The following is a 20,422-nucleotide window of genomic DNA, read 5'->3' as shown; positions in this document are numbered from 1 at the left end:
CGTAGTCAGCAATTGCTCCGCCGCCGGTCCACGACAACACATCTCCGTTGCAGCTCCCGCCACATAGCACCTACTGACGATGTAGCATTGTTACCCCATCAGCGAACGATGGCGCATAGCTGATGTGAGCCTGTTCAAGAATTCGGCCGCAGGTATATGCCTAGTTGCTACTGCTCGATAGCTCCGAAGGGGTGCGAGCATCCAACACTCGGCTCCCCGTGTCCTATTACCACGACTATCTAGTTCGTCGAATCCACATAGCAGATGCCGCCCAGACATTTGAATGGTCCAGCGTTGCTTATAGAGCGATTCCAAGGTCGTCGTTAGCGCATGCTTAAGACTCCACAGCCATAGACTGCGGCCAACAGTAGCTTCAACGTGAAGCTTGCCATAGTCCGCGCCAAGCACTGTATCTATAAAGGTGCGAGCCGGAAATAGGTCGCTGTGCAAAACTGCTGGCGCATGGGGAATTTTGCGGCCAGCCGGTACTATGACTTCCCGCTTCCTGATAGACTCGTTAACAGAGTCATCAATCAACTTGGGCATTATGCGATTCCAGTGCCGCAAGCGCTCGAATAATCTCGCGGGCGTCCTCACATCTTGCGCAGCTAAAAATCGAATAAGTGCCCGCCATTCTTCTGGGCGAGGCGCTTGATCCGCAAGTACCGGCTGAAACGCATCCGCTGCGGGAGTTTCAAAGTCTCTTTCAATAATGATTGTCGCGCTTTACCATACTTTTGTTCTGTAGAGGTCGTGGACGATGGACACAGCATAAAGACAATCGCGCAAATCGTCTTACATCCGCCCTTAAATAGGAGGCAAAAACAACAAAGCCCGGTTCAAAGAACCGGGCTAAGTCATTGATTATATTGGTAGGCCTCCCCGGAGTCGAACCGGGCACCAACGGATTATGAGTCCTAAATCACCACATTTTTAAATATTTTATCATTAAAAATCAAACACTTATCGAACCAAAAATTGCACATGCACACCGCACATCACTGCCATGTGCAAGCATTTTGCACCACGAAAATCAAGCAGAAAAACAACATCTTAAAAAATTTTGAAGTGCCACTGTACATTGGGAATCTAAAGATTTTACTAAGAAAAATACCATCTGTGGATAGGAAAACCGCAGCACGCAGCCAGTGTTTCAGCAGTCACATCTTCACGCATCCGTCGTTCATCGGGGCAGGCACCTGACATGCCGAGTCTAAATTTACGGCCTCTTTACAGTCAACTCAACCGACGATGGAGGTTACCGCGCGGTTGTGGTCGTGGAGACTTGGCGACGGCGACTTCTAGGTCGTAATGAGGAAGCGAACGGTGTCCCCTCGCCTCAATGCCAAATTCCGAAATTATTGCTATTATTGCTGCCACGCAATATGCGACACCGCAACTGCGCCCGGCCAGTCCAGTTGCTATACGTTGTAGGCACACTAATAATTAAGGATAAACATGGCAATCGTTAAGGCATACACCCCGCGTCTGCGCGACATCAAACCGATGGGCAAGGGTGGAGGGTACGATGCATCCAACAAGACTTTCACCCCATTTGCAGAAATATCGGATGAATTGTCGGCAGTAGAAGAAATCTTGGACGCTATCGCAGCGGCCGCAGAAGCCGGTTTCCTGGACTCTGAAAAATGGGTAACACAGGTCTTCACCACGACGGACGTCTTGCAAAAGTTCTTGGCCGACTACGCTCAGAGCTACACAGACATTTACCGGACACACGACCGCTGGTGGCAGGCACTCGGTAAGATGATTGAATGGCCGGATGAGGACAGTTTTGTGGAGGCCCGAGACATAGCCGACAAGCTGTGGGAACAAGCTCAGGACACCGGCCAAGTTTAAAAGCCTCACCAATGATTCAGGCGCCCTCATCCGAGGGCGCTTTTTTCGCATACCCTACACCAGCGTCAATACCGTAGAGACGCCCGACGCCGCCAACCTGGCTCCGCACGCGCGCGCCCGAAACGCCTGCCTTCATATTCCCCACACTCGTTACCTACACTACTCCGCAGGGACGTCCTGCGATTTCATTGAGGTCAATTTGGATGAGTGTGATATTTCGGTACTGACCGGCGGCGCGCTGCGGCGTGCGTTTCTAAAGGTGGTCCACCAGGGTGCTATCGGTGTGGACGGTGGCCCGCTCGTGGTCACCGACGACGATGGCAGCACCAAGGTATTCTACGAAGGACCATCGCCACCAAGCGTCGACCTGGTCAGCCCTGCGGAACAAGCAGTGGCCGCGATGAAACTGTTCCAGAGCCGTGGCGCTAGGTTCGAAGCGACCGATAGCAACCTGGCGGTGTTCTGCACGATTGACAGCGTCATGGCGATGGGCTGGGACTATTTTGAAGCAGGCATGCGAGCATATTTGCTATCCGTGTTGAAACGCGACGCTGGCGCATAGTTATAATTCAGGCGAGCTTCAAGCTCGCCTCTGTTCGCAAAATCTACGCCTACCTGTCGACGCTAACGTTCTGTGCGAGAGGTGGTAATGGAAAAGTGGCGCCGGTATCAGTTCCTGGCCAAGTCCACAATGGCAATGACGTGAGCTCCTCTGGCCCAATAACCATATACTCCCAGTACGTCACTGGAACAATGTCACTGCCCTCAAGTCTGCCGACCAGCTCGGCAAGCCAGCCAGCATACCCCCAATCTCTACCAGCCCCCTTCTCGACCAATTCTGGAAAACGCTCTACAAATTTCTCCGCCAATTGGCGAGCATTGTCGGTCTTCGCATCCCCCCACTCGAAATACGAATCACCGCCGCCTGCTGACGAGTAAATAGCTACGCCATCCCAGGAGTCGAACCTAATAAACGCCCCGTTTCGGTCTGAGAAAATCTCACTCGAGCCTATGACTAAACGCCATGCGTTGGGGTGTGCGAACGGCATGATGCGCAACCGCTGATACCCCATCCTATGCAATTCTGCAACCATCCGAATGACGCGATGGGCTCGTCGCACTTCACTGATACTAGATTTCATCTAAATCTCAAAAAAAATATCATCGCGTACTGTGAGCACCCGGTGTCAATAACCAAATGCGCTCGGTTCTTCAGAGGAATCACTTCACGCAGCAGGGTCAATCCCAAGCACGTGCCAATATGGCGCAAACCCTTCGCGCACGCATTCCCCCACTAGTTCAATAAACGGGGCCATGTTGCCGTCCACGTGTGCAGTATCTAGCGCCTCGTAGTAAGCCAAGCGGCGCGCCACCGGCAGCACAATGGCCGGGAAGCCAGCCTTCAGCAGTTCCAGGTTCAGGAGCAGCCTAGCCGTCCGGCCATTGCCGTCTACGAACGGGTGAATTTTTACAAAGTCGACATGCAGCTTAGCCGCTCGGACAACCGGATGCGCTGATGCAGCTTCGGTGTTGTACCAGGTCATCAACGCCGCCATCTGCTCAGGCACCAGCAGCATATCGGGCGGCACATGGCGCGCACCAGCAATGGTCACGTTCAACTTCCGATAGATACCGGCGTTGTCGTCGTCAATTTGTTTCAGCACCAGGCGATGCAGGTTTCGTATCTGCCACTCACTCAGCGCCTCAAACTTCCGCACCACATCCTCGACATACAAGATGGCGTCACGGTGATTGATGGCCTCAAAGTGTTCGCGCAGAAGCTTGCCGCCAACGGTAATGCCCTCCAGCACAACCTTGGTCTCCATCAGCGTCAGCGTATTGCCTTCGATGGCGTTGGAGTTGTAGGTCCACCGCACCACCAGCTCATCATGCAGATTGCGCAGCGCCGCAGCTGGCAATGGCCGCAACGACTCGAGCTTCGCCTTCAGCGCGTCGAGTTCGTCAAAATTCATAGACCACCTCCTTTCGGACGGGGAAAGCGTTCCGACCGCAGTCCTTGGCCGTCGATGGCATCCGAGACCAAAACCAGTCTGAGTGATTGAGAGATTCGCACGCTCTTCCTAATATTCGATATCATATAAACTGTTTTTATAGAAAATTCTGTGCTCAAGCACGTCCGCCGTCACTCGAAAAACTCCTCGTCAATCTTCTTGACATGCAGGGTCTCTTCTATCTGGCAGCCAACACGATGCTGAATCATCAAGCGAGTAAGGTGCGTGCCGTCTATAAGAACGATTCGCTTGCTCAACTGCTCTGCCGTTTGCCGAGCTGACGCAGTAAAGGTCGAGGCAGAAACAAACAATCCCTTACTTGCCTTAAACCGGTCCAGGCTCCCGAAAAAATCTCGAATATCCGCAGCGCCGACGGTGTTGGTGGAGGCATACCGCTTAGCCTGAACGTAAATCCGGTCCAACCCAAGCGGGTCCTGGTCGATGACACCATCAATGCCTCCGTCTCCCGGGCCGCCAACCAACGCCTTTTCGACATCATATGCAGAGCCACCGCCATACCCCATGGCCACGAGCAGATTAACCACTAACCTTTCGAAGAAAGCTGGTGTACCTGAGCGAATCCGCTGAAGCATTTCGTCAGCCAAAGCGACCTCTAGCTGGTGATGTGCGCTACGCATAACCTCGTCAGGCGTCAATATGGTCGCGATTTCCGTAGAGCCAAGCATATCTGCTTCAGCGTCGATATCGGCGCCAGGCCCAGAGGCTCCGGCTTTGCCAAGTGCTGACCCATTTTCCGCTTCGCCGCCCTCACTAACGCCTTCTCTAAATTTCTGAAAACCAGGGAACTGGTTGAGGTACTTGATATCAATGCGCTCAGGCGGAGACTCAACAACGCCAAGGCCCCGCTCGGTGACACGAAAATGTGCCCGGCGTGTCAACTCGATAAGCCCAGCTTTTCCCAGATAACTCTTAGCCCAATGGATTCGATTGGCAAATGTTGTTTGCTTCCCAGAGGGAAGTAGCTGCGAAAGCTCTTCAGGCGTCAAAGCGAATTCATGCGCAAGTTGTGTGACGACGTCCGAGATTTTCACCTCGTCTTTTGTCGCTGCCGAAATGCGAAGAACTGGCAACATCAGCGTCTGGAAATCAGGTATAGCCATACTACGTGCTCCTATAATTAAGGCCTAATACCGCCGAGGTTTACAGAACGCGCACGCAGCGCTTCATACAACTGCGCAGGCCCCAACAACGTGTCCTTCAATCCATCTCGAACACGTTGCGAATCCAATGCCTGCGTGCTCATACTGGTGTGGGCGTCAAGCGCGTCCATGATGGCGTTGAGCAGTGCATTCGACAGGTCTGGGGAATTGGAGAATTGTTCCTTGCTGTTGTTGGCGGCTTGCTGAATCAGCGTCTCGTTCTCCAGCAGCTTTCCCTTAATTACGCCATTCACGTATACGAGCTGGTCGTTGTCGGACAGCTCGCCTTCGAACAGACCATTCACCTTCTCAATGATTTCATCGAGCAGACCCTTTTCCTTATCCTGGGCCGAGCCACTACCAGCACCTTCCATGGGCGGCAGTTTTGGGTTCTCCCCCTGCCCTAACGGTAGCGCCTGCTTGCCGATATTCTTCAAGGTGTGGTGCGTCAACGTAATCTGAGACAGGTCGACAGTGTCGCGTTCCCGGCCAAACGCCAGCAATGGCAGAAGCAGTTTATAGAATATGAAGCGCTTCTCGATGTCAGTATTTCCGTAGTCGAAAATCTGCGACAAGAACGAGTACAATCGGACGAATGCGCCCATGTCGTTCTTGAACAAGAGCAGCGCCGCCATGACATCCTTGGCTGCTTGAACGACCTTCTCATCGTTCTGCGCCTCAGCCGCAATTTTGTCTGCCAACGCCGACGTGAAACGTTTCAGCAAACGGTCCGCCACGGGTGAAATAGCGGCAAGCAACTGGCTCTGTATCCCCTTGGGGTCCATCGCCACTTTGGAGACACTGTCCACTTCAAAGTCGTCATAGTGACCAGCGCTATCAAGCTTTGCGCGCAAGTCGTACACCATGTGCGGGTCGGTCGTTGCCTCGAGCTCGGCCGTTTCAAAGTAGGCCTTGAACGCCGCCAGCACTTCCGCCGCATCGTTCACGAAGTCCAGTATGTAGGTCGTATCCTTACCAGGCGCTGCGCGATTCAAGCGAGACAGCGTTTGTACCGCTTGAATACCGCCCAGCTTTTTGTCCACATACATACCGCACAGCAGCGGCTGGTCAAAGCCAGTCTGGAACTTGTTAGCCACCAACAGCAAATGGTAATTCTGCTCGTTGAACGCTTCGCGGATATCTCGGCCCTTCAGCCCAGGATTGAGGTCCTTGCTATTCTCGCTCACAGGGTCCGGGAAACTAACGGGGTCGGCCACCTCACCGGAGAACGCCACCAGCACGCCAAGCGGGTAGTTCTGCTTCTGAATGTATCCGGCAATCTCTTTCTGCCAGCGGACGGCCTCCTTGCGGCTGCTGACCACTATCATCGCCTTGGCACGTCCTTGTAGCAACGGCTGAACATTCTCACGGAAGTGTTCGACAACGACCTTAACCTTCTGCGCGATATTGTATGGATGCAGTCGAACCCACTGCATAATGCCCTTCATCGCCTCGCTCTTCTCGACCTCCTTCTCGTCATATTCCTTGCCGTCGTTGGCCAATTTGAATGCGAGCTTGTAGGTCGTGTAGTTCTTCAGCACGTCGAGAATAAATCCTTCTTCGATTGCCTGGCGCATCGAATAGACGTGAAACGGCTGCGGCAGACCATCGGGGCCTGGACGTCCGAACAGTTCCATCGTTTTCGATTTTGGTGTGGCGGTAAAGGCGACGTAGGTCAATCCATCTGCCCCGGTCCTTGCGGCCATCTGCGCGGCGAGCAAGTCCTCGGTGCCAATTTCGCCGCCGTCCTGCAACTCCGCCAACTCTTCGGCCGAGAGCAACTGCTTCAGCTTTGATGCAGCCTCACCTGTTTGTGAACTATGGGCCTCGTCAGCGATGACGGCGAACGTTTTCCCCTCCGTACTGGAGAGCTCCTGCACAGCCTTCAGAGCAAACGGGAAAGTTTGTATCGTACAGACGATAATCTTTTTGCCGTTCTTCAGGGCCTGCGACAACTGAGCGCTCTTGCTGCCGTTCTCGTTGGTGATACTTTCGACGACGCCGGTGGTACGCTCAAAGTCGAAGATGGCCTCCTGTAGCTGGGAGTCAAGCACAGTGCGGTCGGAAACCACCAGCACGCTGTCGAACATTTTCTTGTTATCGGCGCCATGTAGGTCTGCCAAGAAGTGAGCTGTCCACGCAATCGAGTTAGTCTTTCCGGACCCGGCCGAGTGCTGAATCAGATACCGCTCACCTGCACCATTCGCCAAGACATCAGCAACCAATTTCCGCGTCGCGTCCAGCTGGTGGTAACGCGGGAAAATCACACTGGCCAGTTGTTTCTTATCGTTGCGTTTTCCGATGAGGTAACGGCCGATAATTTCCAACCAACTGTCTCTAGAAAAGACCTCTTCCCAAAGGTACGACGTCGCGTAGCCATCAGGATTAGGCGCGTTACCGGCGGCACCATGATTACCTTTATTGAATGGCAGGAAGCGTGTCGCAGTGCCAGCCAAGCGCGTCGTCATCTGAACTTCGGCTTGGCTCACAGCGAAGTGCACCAGGGCACCACCCGGGAACGACAGCAGCGGCTCAACCACCCCGCCCTTCGGTGCAGGGTCACGGTCATAACGATACTGGTCAATTGCGTCGCCAACGCTCTGCGTGAACTCGGATTTCAACTCCAGTGTCGCTACCGCAATGCCATTCACGAACAGCACTAAGTCAATCGATTCATGCCCCTTGTTGGGCGAGTGATGAACTTGGCGCACCACACGCAACCTGTTCGCAGCGTAGTGCTGCTGAATAACCGGATTGATGGCAAGTGCTGGCTTGAACTGCACAAAGGACAACGGCTTGACCAAGCCAAGCATTTCGACGCCACGGCGCAGCACGTCAAGCGTGCCACGTTCGTTCAGATTCTTGCGGACGCGCTCCGCTAGGTTCTTTGCCGTCGCGGCACCGTGCGTTTTGTTCAACCGTTGTAAGCTGTCCGGCTGCGTAACCTCAAGCCAAGCCAGCAGGTCGGGCAAATACAGTGCGTTCTGCTTATCATAGTTGGCTGCATCGCCTTCAGCGTACAGCCAACCGTTGGCTCGCAGATGTTCACAGATAGCGGCTTCGAAGTGGAGTTCCTTGTGCAGACTGGACATTAGGCGGCTTTCTGTGTTGTTAATTGCTCCTGTTGGACTACGTCGCGAACGTCGATTTTTCCGGTCACGGCGGCAGAAATGAGTGCGCTTCGTCGCTCTTTCAGAAGTGAAATTCCTCGAATTGCCGCTTCGCTCAACGCGTCAAGAGCGGCTGTCTTTTCGTCAAGGAATGCTATGATTTCTGATTGTTCTTCAATAGATGGGAGAGCCATTCTGAGTTTGGCGATGTCTGGCATGTAAATCGTTTGATGGGTAGAACCCATCATCAATCTATCGAATTCCGGCCTCATACATCGCAAAACGTAAAGCAAGAACTCAGGGTTCAGCTCTGCGTTGCAAACCCAATTTACAAAATCTTGAGTCGTCGCCATATCGACGCCCATGATGGCCGAATATCCAACCGACGCGGTCCTTGAAAGGACGACGGTACCTGCGGGCAACAAGCGAGCCGACGAGTTCTTTAAACCCAGCTCACTAACGAGCTCTTTGGTTTCGTGAATATATTTAACAGAGCCCGAACGAATTCGCCAAACGTCCGCTAAAGTAAACCAGGGAATGGTGCAGTTCTCCCAATACTCGGGGTGCTGGCGACTAGGTGTGTGGCCTGACTCTCTTCTAGCAAATGACTGGATATTTCCAACTTTCCAATCGCCCCGTACTTCACCCATCCATCGAACACCAGAGGCCTTCATCGGCATGTTTGGATTCAATCCCTTGGTCACTGCATGGGAAATGGTAGCTTGGCGCTTTTCGGTGAGCAGCGTGATGAGTTTTTCTTGCTCGGAAATTAGGGCGTCTATTTTGGCGGTTTCGCGGTCGAGGAAAGTGGCGATAGCGAACTGCTCCTCCAATGGAGGAAACGATACCGGAAAATTCCGCACAAAATCATCAGAAATTCGCTTTTGCCCTCCCGCGCCATACATCGCGCCCTCGCCAGGCTTTCTGAAGTTCGACGACACAAAAAACCAATGAAGGTATTCACTGATTGTTTGTCCAACAACTGGCCTCGCTACGACTAGTTCCGTTGTGCCAAATCCTACGCCGCCAAGTAGGCCGCGCATAATCGCACCCTTACCGTTTTCAAAGCAAGGGGTGATTTTTGCCAGAGTCACATCGCCATCACGAAAGAATGTGTAGCCCGTTTCGACTTGTGAAATAGGCCGCACTTGCTCGAGATTAATAGAACCGTCATCGCCTATCGAATCCATCGGCAAAAAGGAGACCTCGGTTTCTTTGTCCAGATTAGCCACTTCAGATTTCGACGGATTTAGCGTAGCAACAAAGCGCAAACGCGTCATATTCCAATGCTCAGGAACACTTCCAAATGCATCCAAACCACTGTCCTTGTACCTCGGGTAACGTGGCAAGCTCATTCCGCCAACTCCTCAAGCATCTTCATGATGGTCGCGGTTACGCCCTTAAGTTCCTCATCGATGGTATGCAGGTCACGCGGCAGCTCGAAAACGTGGAAGTGCCGATTGAACGGAATCTCGTAGCCGACCTTGGATTTGTCGTGGTCAATCCACGCATCCTTGGCATGTGGCAGTACTTCTCGTTCAAAATACGCCTGCACATCATCAGTCAGCGGCACGTTTTCGGTGTCGCGCAATGAGCTGTCAGCCTGCGGCAAGCCCTTCTGCTTACCCTTCAAACCGACAACGACCTTGCCTGCTTCATCGTACAAAGGACGCTCGACCGTAATCGTGGTGTAGCCAAATTCGTGGTTCTTGAACACGCGGGATATTGGTGCCACCTTTACTTTGCCGCCATCTGGCGCGTCCGGCGCTTTATCGCCAGGTGCACACAGCTTCCGCTCTACTTCATTGCCTTTGACATCAAACACTGTGACCAGGTCACCCTCACTGAAGTCACCGAACAAACGCGTGATATCTTCAATATGCTCGTCGGATAGTTCTTTACGCTTGCTGCCCAGGCTCTTGCGCATCTTTTGCCAGAAGCTGCTGCCGTCAATTAGCTGTACCCAGCCCTTGCGGTCATCAGGCTTCTTGTTCGACAAAATCCAGATATAAGTCGAAATGCCGGTGTTGTAGAACATATCGGTCGGCAGACCGATGATGGCCTCGACCAGGTCGTTCTCGAGCACGTAGCGACGAATTTCGCTTTCGCCAGAACCAGCGCCACCTGTGAACAGCGGCGAGCCGTTCAGCACGATACCGATGCGGCTGCCACCGTCGACAGCAGGACGCATTTTGGCGATGAGGTGCAGCAGGAACAGCATCGAGCCATCGGATACTCGCGGCAGCCCTGGGCCGAAGCGACCGTCGAAGCCCTTTTCCGCAGCCTCTTTTCGCACTTCCTTCTCAACCTTCTTCCACTCAACGCCAAACGGTGGATTGGACAGCATGTAGTCGAACTTCTTACCGCCGTGACCATCCTCAGAAAGTGTATTGCCGACTACGATATTGCCGACGTCCTGGCCTTTGATAAGCATGTCTGCTTTGCAGATGGCGTAGGACTCATCGTTCAGTTCCTGTCCAAACATAGTCAAGCGAGCGTCGGGGTTGTGCTCCGACAGGTACTCGCCTGCAACGGACAACATGCCGCCAGTTCCGGCGGTCGGGTCATAAATTGTCCGCACCACTGCATTGCCTGGCGTGAGCACGTCATCGTCCTCGATGAACAACAAGTTCACCATCAGACGGATGACCTCGCGCGGGGTGAAATGTTCACCGGCAGTCTCGTTGGAGATTTCAGCAAATTTGCGAATCAGCTCCTCGAAGACTAAGCCCATGTCAGCGTTGTTCACCACATTCGGATGCAGGTCAATATTCGCAAACTTCTCGACAACCAGATAAAGCAGACCAGCCTTGGCCAAGCGTTCAATCTGAGTGTAGAAGTCGAACCGCTCAAAGATATCTCGCGCTGCTGGTGAAAACGCCTGAATGTACGCATACAAGTTCTGACGTATGTGGTCCTGGTCACCCAGTAGCGTTGTCAGGTCCAGTGATGACGTGTTGTAGAAGGACTGTCCAGCCTTACGCACCAGGAACGGCTCCGGGTTCAGTCCTGCCTTGGTCTTGGCATCAAACTCAGCCAGCACGGCTGGCTTCGTGGCCTCGAGCACGCAATCAAGGCGTCGTAGGATGGTAAACGGCAAAATGACCTTGCCGTAGTCAGACTGCTTGTAGTCGCCGCGTAAGAGGTCAGCGACTGACCAAATGAAGGATGAAAGGGCTTGATGATTCACTATTGACCTGCTTTCGAATGATGCAAAAAAGATAAATTCTACTGAGCATCATTCTACCCTTTCAAAGAGCTGTCTAGGGACCTGCCGCCCCGTCCAGAAGCGTCAACTGACACATATACGAGGGCTTGGTTCACCTATCGCAATGCACAGCTCAAGACCCATAAAATTAAGCTTAGGCCCCTACATACGAATCCATCATAAAGACCATAACATCTCCGAAGTGGCTGCTAGGAAATACACACGCTTACGAAAACACCGACCACAACCCACCAACAAAAGCACCGATGCCAGCACCAATCTTCGCGCCAATGTCGCCCGCAATCATCTTGCCAACAGCAGAGCCTGTGACTGCGCCGCTTGCAACTCCATCCCGGAATTTTTCCCAAAGGCCTTTCTCTATATCACTCTTTTGTGAGGAGTTCAATTCAATACGGGGGCGGTCAACGGTCGCTTGCCCAACTCCAGACTCTTTCCCATCTCCGATGTCCTTCCTCATTGAGAAAAAAAAAGAAAAGGCACCTGAAGAACTGAAACGAAGGAGAACTTGTGTAAACAACTCTGGAAGCCAAATTTGACCGTTCGGCAACGTGCCGTTTAGATTCGAGACCGCTATAGCTGGAATTTCATCAGCATGCTGATTGGCATATTTCGCTATCTCCTCTCGTACGATTCGAGTTCGCTGCCTAACGCAGTCATCGAAGTCAGTAGCTAATACCTTATCTGCTCGCGTAAATACGATGATAGCCCGCTGCCAGATTTCAGCCCCCAACGAATCTGTGATTGCCCTTATTCCTCGTTTTTCATCGCTTGACAAGCGCGTAGCATCCAATTCAGTAACAAACCAAACGGAATCCGCGTTACTCGCCTTATTCTTTATCTCCTTCAAATATCGCTCATCATTACCTTCCTCGGGCAAATCATCACAAAGGCCAGGCGTATCAACGATATTATATTTTACGCCATCGCGAACATGATTATAAACCGAAACAGATTTTGTAGTAACCTCATACTTTCCAACAGGTGCGATGTCGGCACCAATTAAGGAATTTATAGTACTACTTTTTCCCACACCAGTTCGGCCGCATAAAACAAAAGTCACCGCCTTCTGCTTGGCAACTAACTCCTTAATAATACTGGCTACATCTTCGGCCTCCAAATTCGCATCCGCCACGGGAATTTTGGCCTGATTACCACCATTAAAGATATTTGAAAAAAACATATGATATTGTGTTTTACATATTGAAATTATAAAGAAATTTAATTTTCAATTAAAAATTCAAAAATAAAAATTCCATTTCAAGAGCGCATTTTTTCTTTGAGTCTGTCTACTATATCCTCGATTACTGGAGTAGCCTCTGGATTTTCAGTAAAAAAATTCGCTAAAACCGCGATATATGCCTCACCTAATGCAACTGTCAATGTGCTTGCGGTCGCGGCGGAAATTGCCCCACCCACCGCCGTCCCTGCCCCCGGAATCATTTTTAGCAAATTTACCGCAATGGTTCGACCAATTAGTGTTGCTCCGGTCACTCCAAGAGCTGAACCCGTTAAGGTAGTGAGCGTCGCTTTGGATAATTCCAGTCCAAATACGGACGTTATTCCCGCCATCATGCCAATTTGTATAGGAGCAAGAATTGCAGCATCAGAAAACGGGATTGGACTAGCTCCAGCGGCAGCAGCAAGGGTAGCTGAACCTGCTACAACCTTCCTAGCCTGACTAATTTTATATTTAACATCAGCTTTTTGCGATGCTGCTAGAGCCCTACGCTTTCCCTCTGGAATTAGCTCTGAGGTTGCTTCAATTAGAGTACCCAACCCCATCGCTTCTAATACCTGCCCTTCATCGAGTTCTTCTCGAATAGCACGAACCCTTATTACATTTTTAGCTTTCGGCAAAAGTTCGCCAACCTTAGCTTTAAATCCGTTATCGGACCTAGCTTTCGTAACAATCGATAAAATTGGAACATGGCGAGACAACATCTCATGCAATTTAATCTCCGCATCCTCGACTCGTCGACCATCCTCTTGGATACAAACCCAAGCGACATGAATATGGAGATTACTGTCCCTTTCTGAGCACTTATCGGCGACCAGCTTCTCAAGCTCATCTATGGTTTGCTGAAACTCAGCCATTTCCAAACCACGGGTATCGTATATAGTTAACGGAATGCCATCTTTCGAAAACTGGCGCGTACTCTTCGTAACCGGTTTCCCCTGTCCAGTCTCGGCAAAATTGCCTTGAAAAACAGAATTAATAAGGGTACTTTTCCCAACGCCTGAACGACCTGCAATGAGAATATTTATGTGCCCACGCTCAGAAATCGCTTTCTGGATAGCTTCTTGGATTATTTTGTCTAAATTTTCCACATTCTTCCACTGTGAAGTTTAAATAGCTCAGGTCGGACTGCCGATACACTACGTCCTTGTACTACTAATAGTCTACATCGTTGCCCACATGGAATGTACACAGATTGTCACAACAACAGAACTCACCGAAGAAAATATTCAGAGCGCCTTCTACGTTAAGCGTCAAGCGCACTCCACGCCCATTACGAGTGAACGTCACAGCTGCCACCGACATCCTCACACTCCTTTCGTTGTCGTCCCCGCACTACAACCTCACCAGAATATTGCCAGCATCCATTTTTTTTGTTTAAGAATTATCAACACATCGCGGATTGGCGAGGCTGAAGGAATCTGCCCCGCCCGCATTCAGGCGGAATGTCGACCAACGCATTGATGCCGACACTGGCAGCATCTGCCACAATCACATTCAGGCGGAATGGCATATGCGCCACCAGCAGGTTCACGCCCAGAACTGCCAGCGTTACGCCAGCCCCGCATAAATGTCAGCATTATCATGGCCGCCTTGCGCTGTCGGAGAGTAAAGATGTCCGCCACTGCCGCGCTCGCCCCCATCCGGCGAAACAATCCAGGCGGGTGAGCAGCTCACGCCCACGGCACGCAGTCGCGCGCACTCCGCCGAGGTCAGGTTTCGGATACTGCAAACTGGGGAATTCAAGATAAATACGCGTTTCATTTTATGCTCCATGGGTGGTTGATTGTTGGAAGGGCTCGCTATTTGCTGAGCATTTACAATCTAGGAAGCGGTTTTATCCATTTCATGCGCCCCCACCTTTGCGCGCCAGAGTTGGTTACAACTATACAGATGATATAACAATTTATACCGTTTATATCGTTAATTCAACATAGAGAATCCCATCAAAACGTTCAACTAAAGAGCGAAATCAAAGCTAAAATACCCCCCCCCAATGCAAGGAGAACAGAATGGAAAAATGGCTTCAAGGATTTTTGACCCCGCAGGTGCTACGGCAACGCCTGCGCTTCTTGAGCGTGGCCGGATACGTTTCCGGTGGCGCCGCCATTGCGGCAGTTCTGAGCATCCCGTTTATTCGATAGCGTCGTCAAGCCCAAGCAATAGAGACGTGGCCGATAAGTGCCACATCTGCGCAACAATCATTGCTCATTGACCGGAGTCCACTCTCGCTCGGGAGTACTTTCAGAATTCGATGGCTGTGGCTGGGACTGTGTCTGCGGCCGCGCTATCGCATCCGGAGTTGTCGGCTTCGGCGACGTCTTTGTCTTGCGCAGTGGCCTCCTCTTCTCTACCACCTTCATCGCTGGCGCAGTTCTTTCTATTGTCAGTGGTGGCTGGAATAGCGCAAATGCCCCATATGCTTTACCGGCCGCGTCAATCCAAAGAGGCCAGCGATTGAAGAACGCGCTGGTAGTCGTGACCGCAGCAACGACAATCGTAACGGCCGTCCATTTCCCCATCAACAGACCGTTTCGCTCTGCCCACACCACCGCCCTCTTGCCTCCGGCCCTTTTCAGCCAGCGGATACTTGCCCATCGTGCGATGAACCACCCCAGAACGGTGAAGGGAACAGTCATCAGCCCAATTCCCCATAGAAAGCCGGATGCATTGGGCATGTTGATAAACAGCTGCGTGTCGGGAGCAGTCAGCACCAGGCGATGAGCGCGGTCAAGATATGCCATGGCGCCAATCGCAAAAGGAATTGACAACAAAATAAAGGTGAGAAGCCATTTCACACGGGACCAGTTGGCGGCGGCCTGTATCGTTTTCTTCAGGTTCAATAACGATTCTTGAACATACGCCTCCGATACAGCCCGGCTCACACGTTCAACTATCGCTTTAGGCGCCAGCCCCTGGGCGCTGGCGTCGATGACTTCCTGGTTCAACTCCGACTCCATGAATGGAGTGACCGCTTTTTTTGCTGAGCGATGAAACCAAGGTAACCAGCGTGAACCGCTCCCCGCGACGGCAGCCAGTTGCTCAAAATCGCTTTGCAACAACGCTTCCAGGGCTCCTCCGGCGTCGAATATCTGCGGAGTCGTGCCGAACAGAACCCAGTTCGACTTGAGTCCCCGCACTTCGACCGAGAGCTCGCAGAATGGCATCGTGCACTCATAGACAAACTCGACCGCAGATTTTTCACGGACCACGTTTACATTTTGAAGCGCAATCCGGCCGTGCCCTCCCAGATTGGCAAACCCGACCTTTGAAAGCGCCAAATGAACATAATCCGGCGTGCCCTGAGGATATCTGCCGCTGAAAATTGGCTTGGTGTAGGTTTGTGTCGCTGTGATTTTGGTCAAATACCCATGGCCAGAACACCCCGTGCACGTGAGCTGTCCAGAACCACCGCAGGTGCCGCAGCGCTTGCGCCCTGAGCCGCCGCAACTAAAGCAATTTACGCGACCGCCTGAACAAGCATGGCACGAACGATATTGGGTCTCTGTGCGACTGTATCCGTTGTAATCACGAACCTGCCGAGTCTGCGTCACGCTACCAGAGCCATGACATGTGCCGCAGCTGACACGACCACTACCGTGGCAGCCACCGCACTGCACCTTGCCCGAGCCAGAGCAGCCATGACAGGTTACTTTACCGGAGCCGTGACAACCACTGCACTTATAGGTATGGAACAAGCGACGGGGATGCGTTCGGATGCAGGTCTTGGTCGAGATTGCAGCGTATGCCTGGTTCCTAACCGCACTGACCAGCGCGTCCATCGTTTCTGGCCGCGCGAATTCGGATTGCGCCTGAGAAGTGACTTGCTCTTGGTACCACTTCCAGTCGGAGCTACTAAAGTCTCCCTGTCCCGGTTTGTGTACACCATGATGGTCGCGAGCGTCGGAAATAACCTCCAGTTCGTGCCGAATCGTAATGAGGAACTGACGCACTACCGGACGTGCGTCAAGTACGCGCAGGTCGGTTACATTGAAGCGGGTCGCGCGCTCAATGTATTCGGCGGCCACGGCCTTGCAGGACTCCGAATAGCGAAGCAGCGAAATGTCGTCAGCGCCCATGTATCACTCAATAAATATTACGTTTCAATCACGGCTTTGTTCACGTCCTCGCAATTTGGACAAGCGCTGACTGCCCTGTAGTCTTATCGGCAACAGGCGATAGATTTTATAAAATAATTCTATATGGAAATTATATTTCCATCAAGTCAAAGGCCAACTCGAATCTCCGGCGGCACGGGACCTAGGCCAATTGGCGTCGCATATTGCTGGCAGCAAGGGGCGCACAATACGAAACCCGTACCCACCGCCCTTCGGGCCATCGCGCCAATCTCGAAGCCGTAATTTTGGCAAAAAAAAACCCGCCAACTGGGGGCGGGTTAAATCCAATCCTTGGAGGGAGTTGGAGGAGACAAGTCAATTATGCTGCACTGCGCCATTTTTCGCCAATCATCATTTGTAATGGGGTGTATCACGAGGATGAATGCCACCTAAAGCCCAGCTGGCCATTCCCTCCCCGCTGGGTGTATGCTTCCCAAACTCAACGGACTTGGGCGGCACAACATGGACCCGCGACTTTCACTACTTATTCAGGACTACCTATCTTCTGTCTCCTCAGCGGTCCGCCTGATAACTGAAGGTGGCATCACACTCCCCGTCACCAATCGGGATTGGGCTAAAAATGACGTTGCGCCTGAAGGGCTTTTGCCGGGTGCGGTCACCTTTGTGAAGCACGGCTATGGTTGTGCGGTGCATCTGCCAGGTGCCTTGGTGGACTTCGACTTCGGCTCAAATGGCGAGACGACCGGATTCGATATTTGGCGGCTTCAGTCCTTTGCATCTGAGCGAATTCAGGAATATGGATTTGCGTCCGAATTGGAGCTCGAAGCCACGTTCATTGAAGCGGTTGGCTTAGGCGAGTTGTTCCGAGCCGGTCAGCTCTATTACTCAGCCACTTCATAGCGACTATCACGCAAAAAATCGAGAATGCGCTGGTCAAGCTCTTCAACAGTCCGACAACTTGGCTACAATATAATTTCGGCATCCCGCTAAGGGACGTTCGAAGCACCCGACCGCGAGGCGGCCAAGCTGCGCACAAGTCGGCACTCATGTAGTTCAACTTTGAAGGTTCATCATGGCAACCGGTATAGTAAAGTGGTTCAACGATTCCAAGGGTTTCGGTTTCATCACACCAGACGGCGGCGGTGAAGATTTGTTTGCGCACTTTTCCGCAATTACAATGGCAGGATTCAAGACCCTGAAAGAAGGTCAAAGAGTTCAGTTCGACATTACGGAAGGACCGAAGGGTAAACAAGCTTCGAATATCAAAGAAGCATAGGGTCAATCGCACATTTGATTGGGGCCGACTGAAAATACTTGTTTTGGTCGGCATGTTCTACATATACGTGCGCCGCTGATGGCCGCGCACAGACGGCGCAGCTGGACATTACCATCAGCAATTGCCGCGCCCTGCACGAATAAGCTGGCAATACAAGCTCGCGCCTGTAACCATCATTGATATCCCAACGCCAAGGTACCCGCACAGGCATGGTCACAGCATACAAATGGCAATTCGCCCCTCGCTTCCGCCGCAACGCATTCGGCTGGAAATCCGACACCCCCATCCAGCGCATCAAAGAAGCCCTCACTGAAATCAAGGCGGTCACCAAGAAGGAGCCTGTGCTGGCCGCCGAGGGTGCGGTGCTGTTTCTAGAAAAGGTGGCACCGGCCATCGAACAGGTCGACAGCTCTTCGGGTGGCATCGGCAGCGCCGTCAATCGTGCCATCGAGACCCTCGTACCCATCATCGCTAAGGCGGACGTGGCGCGTGCTGTGCGTGAGAAGTGGCTAGACCGGTTGTACAAGGCCATCCTAGAAGACGACATGCCATACCTCGAGCCGATGGGCGACTACTGGGGCGAATTGTGTGCTAGTCCAGAAGTCGCATCGAAGTGGGCAGACGACCTGAAGCCTACGGTGGAAGGCATCTGGGCCCGAAATTCCGCTGGCGAGCACGGGTTCTTTAGAGGCACGACTGCATGCATGAGCGCGCTATACACTGCCAGCAGATACTATGAGCTCCTGATGCTGCTTGAGAAATCCAGTCACAAATGGTGGCATGAGCGACGCTGGGGTGCCATGGCCTTAGCAGCCCAGGGAAAGCGCACGGAAGCAATTCGCTACGCGGAGGACTCGAAGGGGTTGAATGCACCGTTGGCCGCAATTGCGCAGTTTTGCGAAGGGGTATTGCTCGACTCAGGATTTGCGGATGAGGCGTATTCACGCTATGCGATTGAGGGCACGTATGCTACCACCAACTTGGCGACATTCAAGGCTATCGCCAAGAAATACCCTGGAAAGCCTAAGGAGACGATTTTGTGCGACCTGGTCGCGAGTCAGCCAGGCCAGGAAGGAAAATGGTTTGCGGCCGCCAAGGATGCTGGATTCTTCGACCTGGCCATCGAGCTTGCGAACAGAAGCCCAGCGGACCCGAAGACCCTAGTCCGCGCGGCAAGGGATTTCGCAATCAAGCAACCCAACTTCGCGATGGCGTCCGGAATGACCGCTCTACAAGGCGTCATGCGCGGATACGGATATGACGTGACTGGCACAGACGTTCTCGACGCGTACGAGGCTGTGATGGAGGCGGCAAGTGTTATGGGTGTGGATGCTGCGACGGTCAAAGCGGATGTACGTGCACTCATTGCCAACAATCGAGCCGGTGGCGAATTTGTGCAGCGCGCGTTGGCTCGCCACCTCTCGGTGTGAAGTTGAAATTCCATCTTCGAGGCCCAGTCGCAGCGCCCCAGTCCGCCGGCCACAGAAGCGCAACGCGACGGGCGTCTCCCATATCACACTTGCTTCGTCTAATTTCTTGGCATACTCTGAAAATCGCTCATCTGTTGTGCTTTTCACGGTGTAGGGGGACGCGTGGAAATCGAACTGACCACCCAGGAACGAGACGTACTCAGAAAATTGGTGAGCCTAGGGAGACTGTATCAGCCGTTGCATAGCCATATGATGAGGCTCAAAGACGTAGGATTCGTGGAGCCAATCGGTGACGGAGGGGTTCATGTTACAGGCGCCGGACTCCAGTACCTGCAAGAATTCGACTTCATAGAATTTCAAAAAACAACAACTACGACCTAGCCCCCCTGAATACTTTACGCTCGAGATATCGAGCAAGGATTACACAACCAAGGGCATGAAAAAAATGCTCCACGTTATGCAGTCACCAACAACGCTGAAGTAGCTCAGGCGGCGTTAAATTGTTCCTAGCCTACCACCTGTTTTCCCAGGAATCACAACATCATCCAGGTCACCACTCGGAGCGTCTCTCAGCCTTTCCGCTGTCTGGAATATGACCTTTCGCCGCTGGCAACCAGGCTGTTTGCAGTGCTCGCCTTCGGCCAGCTCTATGTAGGCAGGGCAGTTCGTAAAATCATGGTCGAGGCAAGACATATTGGCTCCTTACACCTGTTCCGGCAATGCTGACGTACCAAATTCAAGTTAGCACAAAATCCTGGGAATGAAACACTTACACATCGATTTTCGCCCCCCTGAACAAAGCGGCTTACATTCCGCAAACCGCTCCCGAAGAATTTATCGTTTTGCCAAGTGACTGGCGACTGGCAACTGGCGACAAACCTAGCAGTTAACTGCCAAAACGCGCCCTGTTCGTTTGCTCGCAGAATTGACCCACTCCGATTGACCCACCTTCCACTGCCTGGCAAACGCTGCCACACGGTCGTATGACCCCTCATAGCCCAGCTCCTTAAGTTCCAAGTGGAGCTGCTTCAA

Annotated in this window: 15 protein-coding genes; 6 read left to right on the top strand and 9 right to left on the bottom strand. The window is 52.4% G+C overall.

What is annotated here, in order from left to right; genetic code table 11:
- The first annotated feature begins 1,458 nt into the window (after nt 1-1,458).
- The gene (locus tag H3H37_RS24625; protein ID WP_182167510.1) at nt 1,459-1,857 is read left to right on the top strand and encodes a hypothetical protein; all 399 of its coding nucleotides are present in this window, start codon (nt 1,459-1,461) and stop codon (nt 1,855-1,857) included.
- Nucleotides 1,858-2,056: 199 nt separating this feature from the next.
- Nucleotides 2,057-2,419 carry a hypothetical protein gene (locus H3H37_RS24620; protein ID WP_182167508.1) on the top strand — a complete coding sequence of 121 codons (363 nt, stop codon included), beginning with the start codon at nt 2,057-2,059 and terminating at the stop codon, nt 2,417-2,419.
- A gap of 49 nt (nt 2,420-2,468) precedes the next feature.
- On the opposite strand, the gene H3H37_RS24615 is transcribed toward H3H37_RS24620, so the two are convergent.
- From H3H37_RS24615 to H3H37_RS24575, 9 genes are all read right to left on the bottom strand, one after another.
- The gene (locus H3H37_RS24615) at nt 2,469-2,999 is read right to left on the bottom strand and encodes a hypothetical protein (protein WP_182167506.1); all 531 of its coding nucleotides are present in this window, start codon (nt 2,997-2,999) and stop codon (nt 2,469-2,471) included.
- An 84-nt stretch (nt 3,000-3,083) separates the two neighbouring features.
- Entirely contained in the window at nt 3,084-3,830 is a 747-nt protein-coding gene (locus H3H37_RS24610) for a Fic family protein (protein WP_182167504.1), read from the bottom strand.
- 170 nt (nt 3,831-4,000) lie between these two features.
- Nucleotides 4,001-4,990, bottom strand: coding sequence for a restriction endonuclease (locus tag H3H37_RS24605; RefSeq protein WP_182167502.1), 990 nt, complete (start codon nt 4,988-4,990; stop codon nt 4,001-4,003).
- A gap of 17 nt (nt 4,991-5,007) precedes the next feature.
- Complete coding sequence (locus H3H37_RS24600; RefSeq protein ID WP_182167500.1) at nt 5,008-8,121, bottom strand: type I restriction endonuclease subunit R; 3,114 nt, start codon at nt 8,119-8,121, stop codon at nt 5,008-5,010.
- Nucleotides 8,121-9,494, bottom strand: a complete 1,374-nt coding sequence (locus H3H37_RS24595) for a restriction endonuclease subunit S (protein WP_182167498.1) — start codon at nt 9,492-9,494, stop codon at nt 8,121-8,123. The genes H3H37_RS24600 and H3H37_RS24595 overlap by 1 nt, the downstream gene beginning before the upstream one ends.
- Complete coding sequence (locus tag H3H37_RS24590; RefSeq protein WP_182167496.1) at nt 9,491-11,329, bottom strand: type I restriction-modification system subunit M; 1,839 nt, start codon at nt 11,327-11,329, stop codon at nt 9,491-9,493. The genes H3H37_RS24595 and H3H37_RS24590 overlap by 4 nt, the downstream gene beginning before the upstream one ends.
- Before the next feature lie 244 nt (nt 11,330-11,573).
- The gene (locus H3H37_RS24585) at nt 11,574-12,548 is read right to left on the bottom strand and encodes a GTPase (RefSeq protein WP_182167494.1); all 975 of its coding nucleotides are present in this window, start codon (nt 12,546-12,548) and stop codon (nt 11,574-11,576) included.
- A gap of 77 nt (nt 12,549-12,625) precedes the next feature.
- Entirely contained in the window at nt 12,626-13,696 is a 1,071-nt protein-coding gene (locus tag H3H37_RS26195) for a YcjF family protein (RefSeq protein WP_182167492.1), read from the bottom strand.
- Between the two features lie 1,110 nt (nt 13,697-14,806).
- On the bottom strand, nt 14,807-15,970 hold the full coding sequence (locus H3H37_RS24575) for a hypothetical protein (RefSeq protein ID WP_182167485.1): 1,164 nt from the start codon (nt 15,968-15,970) through the stop codon (nt 14,807-14,809).
- A 276-nt stretch (nt 15,971-16,246) separates the two neighbouring features.
- On the opposite strand from H3H37_RS24575, the gene H3H37_RS24570 reads away from it, so the two are divergent.
- The 4 genes from H3H37_RS24570 (at nt 16,247) to H3H37_RS24555 (ending at nt 19,390) form a co-directional block, all read left to right on the top strand.
- Nucleotides 16,247-16,765 carry a hypothetical protein gene (locus H3H37_RS24570; protein WP_182167483.1) on the top strand — a complete coding sequence of 173 codons (519 nt, stop codon included), beginning with the start codon at nt 16,247-16,249 and terminating at the stop codon, nt 16,763-16,765.
- Between the two features lie 384 nt (nt 16,766-17,149).
- Nucleotides 17,150-17,584 carry a DUF6896 domain-containing protein gene (locus H3H37_RS24565; protein WP_182167481.1) on the top strand — a complete coding sequence of 145 codons (435 nt, stop codon included), beginning with the start codon at nt 17,150-17,152 and terminating at the stop codon, nt 17,582-17,584.
- Between the two features lie 172 nt (nt 17,585-17,756).
- Nucleotides 17,757-17,960 carry a cold-shock protein gene (locus H3H37_RS24560; protein WP_182167479.1) on the top strand — a complete coding sequence of 68 codons (204 nt, stop codon included), beginning with the start codon at nt 17,757-17,759 and terminating at the stop codon, nt 17,958-17,960.
- Nucleotides 17,961-18,169: 209 nt separating this feature from the next.
- Nucleotides 18,170-19,390 carry a hypothetical protein gene (locus H3H37_RS24555; RefSeq protein WP_182167477.1) on the top strand — a complete coding sequence of 407 codons (1,221 nt, stop codon included), beginning with the start codon at nt 18,170-18,172 and terminating at the stop codon, nt 19,388-19,390.
- The last annotated feature ends 1,032 nt before the right edge of the window (nt 19,391-20,422 follow it).

This window comes from Rugamonas brunnea (assembly GCF_014042345.1).
GTDB lineage: Bacteria > Pseudomonadota > Gammaproteobacteria > Burkholderiales > Burkholderiaceae_D > Rugamonas > Rugamonas brunnea.
Note: the sequence above shows the minus strand (reverse complement) of the source record. Positions and strands in the feature narration are given on the sequence as shown.

What these genes read in the sequence shown, in the direction of transcription:
- H3H37_RS24625 (WP_182167510.1), top strand. Translation starts at nt 1,459, where the DNA reads ATGGCAATCGTTAAGGCATACACCCCGCGTCTGCGCGACATCAAACCG.
- H3H37_RS24615 (WP_182167506.1), bottom strand. Translation starts at nt 2,999, where the DNA reads ATGAAATCTAGTATCAGTGAAGTGCGACGAGCCCATCGCGTCATTCGG.
- H3H37_RS24610 (WP_182167504.1), bottom strand. Translation starts at nt 3,830, where the DNA reads ATGAATTTTGACGAACTCGACGCGCTGAAGGCGAAGCTCGAGTCGTTG.
- H3H37_RS24605 (WP_182167502.1), bottom strand. Translation starts at nt 4,990, where the DNA reads ATGGCTATACCTGATTTCCAGACGCTGATGTTGCCAGTTCTTCGCATT.
- H3H37_RS24600 (WP_182167500.1), bottom strand. Translation starts at nt 8,121, where the DNA reads ATGTCCAGTCTGCACAAGGAACTCCACTTCGAAGCCGCTATCTGTGAA.
- H3H37_RS24595 (WP_182167498.1), bottom strand. Translation starts at nt 9,494, where the DNA reads ATGAGCTTGCCACGTTACCCGAGGTACAAGGACAGTGGTTTGGATGCA.
- H3H37_RS24585 (WP_182167494.1), bottom strand. Translation starts at nt 12,548, where the DNA reads ATGTTTTTTTCAAATATCTTTAATGGTGGTAATCAGGCCAAAATTCCC.
- H3H37_RS24570 (WP_182167483.1), top strand. Translation starts at nt 16,247, where the DNA reads ATGACAGGTTACTTTACCGGAGCCGTGACAACCACTGCACTTATAGGT.
- H3H37_RS24565 (WP_182167481.1), top strand. Translation starts at nt 17,150, where the DNA reads ATGCTTCCCAAACTCAACGGACTTGGGCGGCACAACATGGACCCGCGA.
- H3H37_RS24560 (WP_182167479.1), top strand. Translation starts at nt 17,757, where the DNA reads ATGGCAACCGGTATAGTAAAGTGGTTCAACGATTCCAAGGGTTTCGGT.
- H3H37_RS24555 (WP_182167477.1), top strand. Translation starts at nt 18,170, where the DNA reads ATGGTCACAGCATACAAATGGCAATTCGCCCCTCGCTTCCGCCGCAAC.